Below are 11,331 nucleotides of genomic sequence, written 5' to 3' on the forward strand. Positions count from 1 at the left end.
CCGGGACGCCCCTGCACCGACCCCACTGATTGGACAAGAACCGCCATGGCTAGCACTACGGCCACGCTTCTCGACGACGGCGCACGCCGGCTCGACACCCTGCTGCTGTCCCGGTGGGACGCCGCCCCGGAGCACCCCGCCGTCGTCGACGGCGACCGGGTGCTGCCGGCGGGCGAGGTCAGGGACCGGGCCGTGCGGGTGGCCTCGCTGCTGCGGGAGCGGGGTGTGCGCCCGGGCGAGCGGGTCGCGGTCTACCTGGAGCGCTCGGCCGACTTCGTGATCGGCGTGACCGGCGTCGTCCTCGCCGGCGCCGCCCAGGTCGCCTTCGACGTCAACGACCCGGTCGCCCGCACCCTCGACATGCTGGGCGACTGCCGGCCCCGGCTGCTCATCACCACCCCCGAACTGCGCTCCCGCCTCCCCGAGGGCCTCGCCGTCGAGGTGGTCACCGTCGCCGAGTGCGCGGCCACCGAACCGGCCGCCGCCTTCGAACCCGCCGCCGACCTCGACGAACAGCCCGCGGTGGTCATCTACACCTCCGGCTCCACCGGCCGCCCGAAGGCCTCGCTGATCCCGCACCGCGCGGTGACCACCCGGCTGCGGGCGCTGCAGCGCGGCCACGGCCTCGGCCCGTCCGACCGGATGCTGCACCACACGGCGTGCAGCTTCGACATGTTCCTGATCGAGGTGTACTGGCCACTCATCACCGGCACCACCGTCGTCATCGCCACCCCCGGCCGCCAGCGCGACGCCGACTACCTCGCCGAGACCATCCGTTCCGCGCAGATCACCGTCTTCTACTGCGTGGTCTCCCTGCTGGAGCTGTTCCTGCTGGCCCGCGGGCCCGAGGAGCGCTTCGACGGCCTGCGCCGCGTCCTCACCGGCGGCGAGGCGCTCGCGCCCGAGCTGGTCCGCCGCTTCCACGCCCAGTCCACGGCCCCGCTCACCAACCTCTACGGCCCGAGCGAGTGCACGATCTACTGCACCGCCTGGGTGCCCCCGCGCGACCCGGACCTGGACACCGTCTACATCGGCCCGGCCATCGAGGACACCACGCTGTGGATCCTCGACGAGGACGGCAAGCCGGTGCCGGACGGCGAGCCCGGCGAGCTCTACATCGGCGGCGCGGGCCTGGCCCTCGGCTACCTCAACCGCCCCGAGCTGACCGCGGAGCGCTTCGTCCCGGACCACCTCGGCGACGGCACCGGCCCGCTCTACCGCTCGGGCGACCTGGTCCGCACCCACCCGGTGGGCAGCCTGGAGTTCCTGGGCCGGATCGACCTCCAGGTGAAGATCCGCGGCTACCGGATCGAACTGGGCGAGATCGAGTCCGCCGCCCTGCGCGTGCCCGGCGTCCGGCAGGCCGCCGCGGTCGCCCACGGCCGCGGCAGCGACGCCCGGCTGGTCGGCTTCCTGGTGCCGCAGGCGGACGCCGAGCCCGAGGCCGTCACCGCCGCCGTGCGCGAGGCGCTGCGCGCGGCGCTGCCCCCGTACATGGTCCCGGCGTCGTTCGCGACCCTGGCGGCGATGCCGCTGACCGCCAACGGCAAGCTGGACCGCGCGCTGCTGACCGAGCGCGCCGGGGAGGTGCTGCCCAGCGTCGGCGCCGCCGCCGAGGCCAAGGCCCCGGCCGGCGACGACCTGGCCGGCGTGGTCACCGGGGTGTGGTGCGAGGTCCTCGGACTGCCCGCGATCGGCCCGGACGACGACTTCTTCGACATCGGCGGGGACTCCTTCAAGGTGGTGCGCGCGGTGCGCAAGCTGGAGGCGCTGCTCGGCGTCGAGGTCCCGATGGACCTCGCCTTCGACGAGCCCACCGTGACGGCCTTCACCGCCGCCCTCGCCGAGCACGGGGTGGCGGTGTCCGCCCGATGACGCCCCAGGTCGTCCGTTCCTTCGGCGAGCTCGACGCGATCGCCCGCGACCCGTCCGCCCCCGTCGTCACCCTGTTCAGCGGCGGGCTGGACAGCAGCTACCTGCTGCACCGCCTGGTCCGGGCCGGCGCCCGCAACGTCCACGCCGTCAGCGTCGACCTCGGCGAGGACGAGAGCAGCGAGCACAAGCAGCGGATCGCCGACCGGCTCGGCATCCGGGTCCACCTGCTCGACGGCCGACGGGAGTTCGCCGAGGACTTCGTCCGCCCGGCGATCACCGCGCACGCCGTCTACCTCGACACCCACCCGGTCAGCTCCACGCTCAGCCGGCCGCTGATCGCCAAGCTCGCCCTCGGCAAAGCCCGGGAACTCGGCGCCGCCACGGTGCTGCACACCGCCAACCGCTCGCAGAACACCCTGCGCCGGCTCAACGGAGCCATCGGCCTGCTCGGCTTCGCCGGCCGCTACGGCAGCCCGTACGACCTGGACCCGGTCGACCGGGAGCAGAAGATGCGCGAACTCAAGGAAGCCGGCCTGGAGCAGCTCAGCGGGCGGCTCGTCAGCGGCGACTCCAACCTGTGGTGCCGGGAGTTCGAGGCGGGGGTCCTCGACGACCCCGAGGACCACGCCGTGCCCGAGGAGCTCTACCGCTGGAGCGCGCTGCGCCCCGCCGAGGCCCCGGAGTCGGTCGAGGTCGCCTTCGAGGCCGGCCGGCCCGTCGCCGTCGACGGCCGGACCCTGCCGCTGACCGAACTGATCGACACCCTCAACCACCTGGTCGGCGCCCACGGGCTGGGCCGCTACAGCGGACTCGAACACCTCGACCACGGGCCGAAGGTGCTGGAGATCCGCGAGATGCCCGCCGCCTGGCTGCTGCTGCGCACCCGCCGCCACCTGGAGACCGCGACCCTCTCGGCCGAGCTGCTGCGGGAGAAGATCCACCAGGAGCAGCTGTGGGTGCGCGAGGCGCTGGAGGGCCGCTGGTTCGGCGAACTGCGCGAAGCCGCCGAGGCGTTCATCGACGTCTGCTCGGCGCGGGTCACCGGTTCGGTGCGCTGGCGGCTCGCGGCCGGCTCGGCCGAGACCCGGGCCATCGTCGCCGACCGGCCCCGTTACCTGCGCGACCGGGAGGCCTGGGAGCACCGCTCCGTCGCCGCCGAGCGGGCGGCGTTCACCCCGATCCGGCCTCAGGAGCACTGACCGTGGCACCTTCCGACACCAAGCCCCAGTCCTCGGCCTCGGCCCTGCCGGTGCTGCTGGTGGTCTACGGCCGCGGCTCGGCCACCCCGCGCGGCGTCCTCACCGCCGCCCGGCGGGTCTGCACCGTGGTCTTCTTCGGCGACCTCGGCGACCCGAAGGCGGCCGCGGACCTGGCCCAGCTGCCGAAGTCGGCCACCGTGGTGGACACCGCCGGCCTGACCGAGGGGCAACTGGGCGACCGGGCAGCCGAGTTCGGCGTCTCCGGAGTGATCACCTTCAGCGACCACCTGCTCCGCACGGCCGCCGCGCTGGCCGAGCGGTGCGGTGTGCCGTTCCACGACCGCGCCACCGTCGAGGTGCTGGTCGACAAGTTCCGGCAGCGCGCGGCGCTCGCCGCGGCCGGGGTGCAGTCCACCGCCTGCCGGACGGTCCGCTCCGCCGCCGACCTCGCCCCGGCGCTCGCCGCGACCGGCCTGCCCGCCGTCCTCAAGCCCCGCTCGGGTGCCGGCAGCGTGGACACCTGCCTGGTCCGCAGCGCCGCCGAACTGGCTGAGCGGTACGCCGAGTTCACCGACGGCACGGCCACCCCGGCGGTGTTCGTGCTGGAGGAGTACCTGCCCGGCGACCCCACCGTGGTGGGGGAGTTCTGGGGGGACTACGTCTCGATCGAGTCCGCGAGCAGGGACGGCGAGATCCACACCGTCGCGGTCACCGGCAGACTGCCGCCGGCCCACCCCTTCCGGGAGACCGGCTACTTCGCGCCCGCGCTGCTCCCGGCCAGCCTGGCCGAGGAGGTGGTGGCCCTGGAGCGCAGCGCGCTGCGGGCCCTCGGCATCCGCGAGGGCGTCACCCACACCGAGATCAAGTTCACCCCCGACGGGCCGCGGCTGATCGAGGTCAACGGACGCCTGGGCGGGCACGTCCCGGACGTCCTCAAGCGCTCGGCCGGCACGGACCTGCTGGTCCTCGCCCTGCGGCTGGCCCTGGGCGACCTCACCCCGCCCGCGCCGATGCTCGGCCCGAGCACCGACTGCCCGGCCGTCGCCTTCCAGTACCTCCTCTCCCCGCCCGCCGACGGGCTCGCCCCCGGCGACCGCAAGCTGGTCGACGACCTCCATGCCGTCCCCGGCGTGGACCTGGTGGACACCCGGATCGACCCGGCCTGGCGAGCCGACTGGCGAGCCGGCACCGAGTGGCTGATCGGGACGGTCTACGGCTCCGCGGCCGGGCACGCCGCACTGCGGACCACCGTCGAGGGCATCCACCGCCGGATGGACGCCTTCTGGTCCTGAGGCCGCACCGCCCCGGAAACCGCCCCACCCCCACCGCACCATCCGACCGACCTCGCACCCCTGGAGTCAACGTGCCGCGGCGAATACGCACAGCCACCCACGCGGCGGTGGCAGCCGTCGTCTCCGGCCTGGTCCTCGCGCTGCTCGCGCTGGGCATCGGGCCGGTCCCCGCCCTCGGAACCGCCCTCGTCCCCGGGGCCGGAGTGTGGGACTCCGCCGCGGGCGCCGAACTCCCGCACACCGAGACCCTCGACCTGGCCGGACTCAGGGCGCCCGTCACGGTCGCCTTCGACGACAACGGCGTCCCCACCGTCAAGGCCGGCTCCGACGACGACCTGTTCCAGGCCCAGGGCTACCTGCACGCCCGGTTCCGGCTCGCCCAGCTCGACCTGGAACGGCGCGCGGGCCGCGGCCGACTGGCCGAGCTGAACGGGCCGGCCGGCCTCGAATCCGACCGCTTCGAACTCCGGATGGGGCTGCTGCGCACCGCGGAGGCCGAATGGGCCGCCACCCCGCCGGACAGCCCGGCGGGCCGCGCCCTCACCAGCTACACCCGGGGCGTCAACGCCTGGATCTCCGAGCTGCGCCACAACGGGCAGTGGCCGACGCTCTTCTCCCTCACCGGCGTCTACCCCGCCGACTGGACCCCGGTGGACAGCCTGGTGATCCAGGAGGTCCTCACCCAGAGCATGGACTTCACCAGCACCCCGCTGGACTACGCGATCTTCCGGGACTCCCTCGGCGAGCAGCGCACCATGGACTGGTTCCCGGTCCACGCGCCCAACGACCAGCGCCCGTACGACCCCGGGCCGTACCGCGACCTCGGCGTCGCGCCGCTGCCCGCCAACGTCAACGCCGCCGGGCCCGAGGCCCCGGCCGCCGCGAACCGCTCGCAGCCGCGAACCGCACCCGTCGCGCCCACCGGCACGCCCGACCCCGCCGGGGAGGCCACCGCGGCCCGGACCCTGCTCGACACCATCCGCGCGCTGCCCGCCACCCAGATGCACACCTTCCCGGACAGCAACGCCTGGGTGGCGAACGGCCCGGCGACGGCCGGCGGCAACGCGATGCTGGCCGGGGACCCGCACCTGCCGATGACCCTGCCCTCGTACTGGTACCAGATCGCGCTCTCCTCTCCGGAGACCAACGCCACCGGCGCCAGCATGGCCGGCCTGCCCGGGGTGCTGATCGGCCGCAACGCCGACATCTCCTGGTCCCTGACGGACGCCCAGAACCAGTCGACCGTCTTCTACAGCGAGCAGACCAGCGCCGACCACCCCGGCCAGTACTTCTGGAACAACGCCTGGCACCCGATGCAGCGGGTGGAGTACACCATCCCGGTCCGGGGCGGGGACACCGAGCAGCTCGCCGTGGACCTGACGGTGCACGGGCCGGTGATCACCCGGGCCGGGCAGACCACCTCGGTCAGCTGGATGGGCAACGTCCCCTCCCCCGACCTGGCGGTGCTGCTCGCCATCGACAAGGCCCGCGACTACCGGGAGTTCCGCACCGCGCTGGCCGACTGGCACGCCCCCACGCTGAACTTCGCCTACGCCGACGGCGGCGGCGACATCGGCGTGGTCGCGGCTGGCTACTTCCCGCTCACCAAGGGCGGCAACCCCTGGTTCCCGCTGCCCGGCACCGGCGAGTACGACGTGGTCGGCGCCATCCCCTTCGACGCCACCCCGCAGGCCCACAACCCGCCGAACCACGTGATCGCGACGGCCAACCAGCGCCCGGTGTCGGCCGACTACCCGTACTACATCGGCACCTCCTTCAACGCCTTCGACAACGGCTACCGGGCCAACCGGATCTACCAGTTCCTGGAGAGCCACCCGGCGATGACCGCCGCCGACTTCACCACGCTGCAGAACGACACGACCGACTACCTCGCGACCGTCATCCTGCCGCACCTCAAGGAGGCGCTGGCCGGCACCGAGCTCGACACCCGCCAGCAGGCCGCGCTCGACGTCCTCGACCACTGGGACACCACCATGCGGCCCTCCGTCGCCGGCGGGCCGATCTGGTGGACCTTCTGGAACGACTACCTGCAGACCACCTTCCAGCCCTGGTGGGACCAGGCCAAGGTGCCGGTCGAGAGGGACCGCTGGTACCTCAAGGTGTCCAGCGCGCTGCCCAGCCTCGACGAGGACCTGGAGAGCTGGACCCTGCACGACCCCGCCAACCCGGCGTTCACCTCCCCCGGCGGCCCGGCCCGCACCGCGCCGGAGGCCATGCGCACCGCGTTCGCCCAGGCCGTCTCCGAGCTCTCCCAGGACCTCGGGAACGACCCCGCCACCTGGACCTGGGACCGGGTGCACACCCGGCAGATCCCCTCGCTGACCGGCGCCGACGCGCTCGGCTACGGCCCCGAGCCCGCCGAGGGGGACCGCTGGACCGTCAACGCGGCCGACGGCGGCATGAACTCCACCTTCGGCCCCAGCTGGCGCATGGTGGTCGACTGGAAGGGACCGGGCACCGCCACCGCCCAGGCCGTCTACCCGGGCGGCCAGAGCGAGAACCCGGCCTCGCCGTGGTACCGGAACTTCATCCCGTACTGGTGGGCGGGCCGTTCCCTGCCGCTGCTGATGGCCGCGGACCAACCTGCCTCCACCAAGGTGTGGACCCTGCGACCGGGAGCGTGAGCACCGTGACCGACCTTCAGAAGCAGTCCGCACCGCAGGAGTCCGCGGCCCCGTCCCCGGCCGACGGCGGCCGGGCCCTCGCCGAGCGGCTGGTGCTCCCCGCCGCGCTGGTCGGCGCCGGCGTCCTGGTGGCCGTCGGTTCGCTGTGGAGCCTGTGGTACCTGCCCTTCGCCGGCGGCCTGCTGATCGGCGCGGTGACGGCGGTCCGCGGCCTGCGGGCCCGCGCGGCGGTGCTGGTGGCGGCGATGGCCGCGCTGGCCGGCTGGGGCGCCCCGCTGCTGTGGCGCGTCGCGTCCGGCGAGGCCGTGGCCGGCACCGCCCGGACGGTGGCCGCCCTGGCCGGGTTGCCGGCGCTGGCCTCGCTGGTGGTCGCGATCACCCTGCTGGTCGGCCTGGTCCAGGCGCTGCTGGGCGTCTGGCTCGGCCGGACGGCGACCGCGGCCCTGCGGCCCGGGCGGTGACGGCGGCGGACACACGACGGTGAGGTGACGACGGGACGAGGCGTCGGCGGTCCGAGGACCTGCCGGCGGACCTCCGGGCCGGGCCCGGCCCGGCCGGGGTCAGGACAGGACGGTCCAGCTCTGTCCGGCCGCGGCCGAGTTGGCCGGGTTGGTCATCCCGGTCGAGCCGGCGGTCGTGCCGGCGACGTCCAGGACCAGGCCGTTGCCGACGTTGGTGACGGTCAGCGCACCGGCGCTGTTCTGGGTGACCTTCCACTTCTGCCAGGGGTTGTCGGCGGACGGGTTGAGCAGGTAGGCGCTGCCGACTCCGCCACCGCCGGCCAGCACGGCGTGTGTCTGGGCGGCGGTGTAGCAGTTGTCGGTGATCGTCACCGTGCCGTCCGCGTTCGGGGTGAACAGCCACTGCTGGGCGGCGCTGCCGCTCTGGTAGGCGTTGATGCCGGAGTTGCCGCCGACGGCGGCGTAGCAGCCCCCCTGGACCTCGAGCGCCTGGCCGCCGGTACCGCCGGCGCTGATCGCGTGGTACCTGCCGTCGCCGACGACGCTCGCCCGGGTGCCGCCGGAACCGGTGTCGCCGCCCATGCCGACGCTTCCGCCGGTGATGCGGTAGAGCGCGACACCGTGCGCGGGGATCCAGTTGCCGCCGAGGGTGCCGGTGGTGGTGCCGGTGGCGCCGCTCCAGATCTCCCGGTAGCCGTAGCTGGAGCCGGTCAGGCCGAGGTCGGTGAAGCTCGCACTGGGCATGGCCCAGTTGTTCGGGTCCTGGTTGACCAGGGCGACGGCCAGGTCGCCGTTGGCCAGCCGGCGCTTGAGGATCACCGGCGCGGTCGGGGAGGAGGGCGCGCTGCCGACCAGGGTGGCGGGCTTGGCGAGGCTGTCCTGGTCGATGGCGATCATGTCGGGGTTCTTCAGGAGCGCCAGTGCGGAGGAGTTGATGCCGGTGGACCAGGTGTAGCCGTTCGCGGTGTGCTGCGAGTCGGCCGCGGTGCGCAGGTCGGCGCCGGAGACGAGCGGGGCGGCCATCATCGACAGGACGGACAGTTCGGTGCGCGACTCGTCGTCGGTGAACGGCTTGTTGCCCTTGTAGGTGTCGGTGACGCCCCAGATGCCGTTGGTGTCCTGCCAGCCGGCGAACATCATGTCCAGGTCGTTCCAGCTGCCGGGGTGGACGTTGCCCGGGTACTTCAGCGCGGTCTGCAGCTGGCCGTTGTAGAGCACGCCGTCCAGTTCGCTGTCCCGGTCGCCGCCGATCCGGCACATGTTGGCGACCTGCCCGCACCACACGCCGGTGGGCGAGTAGCCGGGTGCCTGGTGCGACTGGGTGCCGGCGGCCACGATCAGCGGGTCGGTGCGGGCCGGGTCGTTGGCGTTCAGCAGGTAGGGGATGCCGGTGTGCGCGGGCTGCGCGGACAGGCTGAGGGTCACCTTCGGCTTGCCCCTGGCGGCGGTCGCCGCGTCGAGGGCTCGCTGGAAGGTCTGCGTCCGGGCGTAGACGGACTGGGTGAGCTCCTTGCCCTCGCCCTGCGGGTAGTAGCTGTAGCCGTCGGGGCCGACGATCGTGGGGCCGTACGGGCAGTCGTCGTACTTGACGAAGTCGACGCCCCAGGAGACGAGGTCGTTGGCGTCGGTGCTCTCGTGGCCGAGGCTGCCTGGGTGGCCCTGGCAGGTGGTGTAGGTGTCGGTGGCGTAGAGGCCGAACTTCATGTTCTTGCTGTGGGCGTACCAGGCCAGGTACTGGATGCCGTTGACGGTCTGGCCGTTGACGCTCTGCGAGGGGAAGGTGTTCGGGTCGGGCACCAGGTGTCCGCTGGTGGGGTCGTTGCCGGTGCCGTCGGTGCCGGACACCGGATTGCCGTTGTTGTCGTACAGCTGCATGGCGTTGTCGGCGGTCTTCGCGAAGTCCGTCGTCTGGCCGTCGCGGTGGCGCATCGACCAGCCGTCGTCGATGGTGACGGTGTTGTAGCCGGCCTGGACCAGGCCGTTGGCGGACATGAAGTCGATGGTCTGCTTGACCTGGTTCTCGTTGACCTGGGTGCCCAGGCTGTTCCAGGAGTTCCAACCCATGGGCGGGGTCAGGGCGTTGCCGTTGCCCAGGGCCGCGGCCGGAGCAGCGGTGGCGAGGGCGGTGGCGCTGATGCCGGAGGCGGCGAGGGCCAGGACGGCCAGCATGCCGACGACGCGGGGTGGCGGTGTGCGCATGTGGGGGCTTCCCGAGAGGCGGGCCGGGACGGGCCGCCCGAAGGGCGGTCCTGAGCACGGCTGGTGGGGGTGCGGTGCTCTGAGCTCTGGCGCAGCGATGTGCTGATGGGGGGCACGTCGGCGCCGGCGGCACCGCGATGGCGGGTGTGACGACAGCTCAGACAGTCGCCATCGGCGAGGCGCTGACGCGGCGAAACCGCTGGGCCGCTGGCATCGACGATAGTGTCATATGATATTTCACTGATCGGAAACCTACAAGAGTCAACACAACCGCCCATCCGAAGGCGGGCTCAGCGCAGTCGGCGGGCGCCGGCGGCGGGGAGGGCGGGGAAGACGTGGGGCTGCGCGTAGCCCGCCCGGTGGAAGGCCTCGACGATCGCGGCGGACACCGGGTCCGCGTCCGACTCGTCGACCAGGACGATGACCGAGCCGCCGAAGCCGCCGCCGGTCATCCGGGCACCACGGGCGCCGGCCGCCACGGCGGTCTCGACGACGAGGTCGGTCTCCGGGCAGGAGGTCCCGAGGTCGTCGCGCAGCGAGGCGTGTCCGGCGGTCAGCACGGCGCCCAGAGCGTCGAGCCGGCCCGCCTGCAGTAGCTTCACGGCCAGCCGGACGCGCTCGTTCTCGCTCACCACGTGCCGTACCAGCGGCCGCAGTTCGTCCGGGAGCCGGTCGAGGGCGGCGGCGAGGCCGTCCGGCCGGAGGTCCCGGAGGGCGGGGAGTCCGAGCAGGGTGGCGGCCCGTTCGCAGCCGGCCCGCAGGTCGGCGTACGCGCCGTCGCCGAGGTCGTGCTTGACCCGGGTGTCGACGACCAGCAGCCGCATCCCCTGGGCGGCCGGGTCCAACGGAATCGGATGCTGCGTCAGATCGCGGGTGTCCAGGTGGAGGGCGTGGCCCTCGGTGCAGCAGAGCGAGGCCATCTGGTCCATCACGCCACAGGGCACGCCGACGAACTCGTTCTCGGCCCGCTGCGTGATCAGCGCCAACTGCGGCCTGGTGAGCGAGAGTTCGTACAGATCGCGGTAAGCCAGGGCGACCGCGGCCTCCAGTGCCGCAGAGGAGGACAGGCCGCCGCCGCTGGGCACGTCACTGTCCACGTGCAGGTCGGCGCCGCCGACCGGGCAGCCGGCCTCGCGGAGCGCCCAGACCACGGCCGCCGGGTACCGGGCCCAGCCCGGCACCCGCTCGGGGGCCAGTTCGTCGACGGACAACTCGACCACCCCGCCGTCGCCCAGGGTGCTGTACAGCCGGAGCAGGCCGTCGCTGCGGCGGCGCGCGGTCACCCGCGCGGTGTGCGGCAGGGCGATCGGCAGGACGAACCCGTCGTTGTAGTCGGTGTGTTCGCCGATCAGGTTGACCCGGCCGGGCGCGGCCCAGACGCCGGTGGGGGTGGTGCCGAAGACGGATTCGAAGTCGGTCATGCGCCGACCTCCCTCAGGTGTCGGGCGGCCGCCTCGGGCGAGACGTCGTTGACGAAGGCGTCCATGCCGGATTCCACACCGGCCAGGTACTTGAGCTTGTCGGCGGTGCGCCGGATGGTGAACAGCTCCAGGTGCAGGGCGAGCTCGTCCCGGTGGCCGGCGGGGGCCTGGTGCCAGGCGGAGATGTACGGGGTGCGGCCGCCTCCGAAGAGGCGGTCGAAGCGTCGCAGCAGCTCCAG

General features: G+C 73.3%; 7 protein-coding genes and 1 pseudogene. 5 read left to right on the forward strand and 3 right to left on the reverse strand.

Annotated elements, in window-relative coordinates; all coding sequences use genetic code 11:
* The first annotated feature begins 45 nt into the window (after positions 1-45).
* From ACZ52R_RS33805 to ACZ52R_RS33825, 5 genes are all read left to right on the forward strand, one after another.
* On the forward strand, positions 46-1,875 hold the full coding sequence (locus tag ACZ52R_RS33805) for a non-ribosomal peptide synthetase (protein ID WP_465754728.1): 1,830 nt from the start codon (positions 46-48) through the stop codon (positions 1,873-1,875).
* Positions 1,872-3,074, forward strand: a complete 1,203-nt coding sequence (locus tag ACZ52R_RS33810) for an argininosuccinate synthase-related protein (RefSeq protein ID WP_465754729.1) — start codon at positions 1,872-1,874, stop codon at positions 3,072-3,074. The genes ACZ52R_RS33805 and ACZ52R_RS33810 overlap by 4 nt, the downstream gene beginning before the upstream one ends.
* Before the next feature lie 2 nt (positions 3,075-3,076).
* Positions 3,077-4,366 (forward strand): ATP-grasp domain-containing protein, encoded by a 1,290-nt coding sequence (locus ACZ52R_RS33815; RefSeq protein WP_465754730.1) that lies wholly within the window; start codon positions 3,077-3,079, stop codon positions 4,364-4,366.
* 107 nt (positions 4,367-4,473) lie between these two features.
* Positions 4,474-7,011 carry a penicillin acylase family protein gene (locus ACZ52R_RS33820; protein ID WP_465754731.1) on the forward strand — a complete coding sequence of 846 codons (2,538 nt, stop codon included), beginning with the start codon at positions 4,474-4,476 and terminating at the stop codon, positions 7,009-7,011.
* A 5-nt stretch (positions 7,012-7,016) separates the two neighbouring features.
* Positions 7,017-7,472 carry a hypothetical protein gene (locus tag ACZ52R_RS33825; protein ID WP_465754732.1) on the forward strand — a complete coding sequence of 152 codons (456 nt, stop codon included), beginning with the start codon at positions 7,017-7,019 and terminating at the stop codon, positions 7,470-7,472.
* Between the two features lie 99 nt (positions 7,473-7,571).
* Here ACZ52R_RS33825 and ACZ52R_RS33830 read toward each other — a convergent pair whose 3' ends face one another.
* From ACZ52R_RS33830 to ACZ52R_RS33840, 3 genes and pseudogenes are all read right to left on the reverse strand, one after another.
* Complete coding sequence (locus ACZ52R_RS33830) at positions 7,572-9,671, reverse strand: alpha-galactosidase (RefSeq protein WP_465754733.1); 2,100 nt, start codon at positions 9,669-9,671, stop codon at positions 7,572-7,574.
* A 290-nt stretch (positions 9,672-9,961) separates the two neighbouring features.
* Positions 9,962-11,092 (reverse strand): galactokinase, encoded by a 1,131-nt coding sequence (gene galK / locus ACZ52R_RS33835; RefSeq protein WP_465622578.1) that lies wholly within the window; start codon positions 11,090-11,092, stop codon positions 9,962-9,964.
* Positions 11,089-11,331, reverse strand: a pseudogene (locus ACZ52R_RS33840) (galactose-1-phosphate uridylyltransferase); the annotation flags it as partial. The pseudogene ACZ52R_RS33840 and the gene galK, both read right to left, overlap by 4 nt.

This window comes from Kitasatospora sp. NPDC034023 (genome assembly GCF_055575795.1).

Excerpts from the sequence above, each read along its gene's own strand:
- ACZ52R_RS33805 (WP_465754728.1), top strand. The coding sequence starts at position 46 with ATGGCTAGCACTACGGCCACGCTTCTCGACGACGGCGCACGCCGGCTC.
- ACZ52R_RS33810 (WP_465754729.1), top strand. The coding sequence starts at position 1,872 with ATGACGCCCCAGGTCGTCCGTTCCTTCGGCGAGCTCGACGCGATCGCC.
- ACZ52R_RS33830 (WP_465754733.1), bottom strand. The coding sequence starts at position 9,671 with ATGCGCACACCGCCACCCCGCGTCGTCGGCATGCTGGCCGTCCTGGCC.
- galK (WP_465622578.1), bottom strand. The coding sequence starts at position 11,092 with ATGACCGACTTCGAATCCGTCTTCGGCACCACCCCCACCGGCGTCTGG.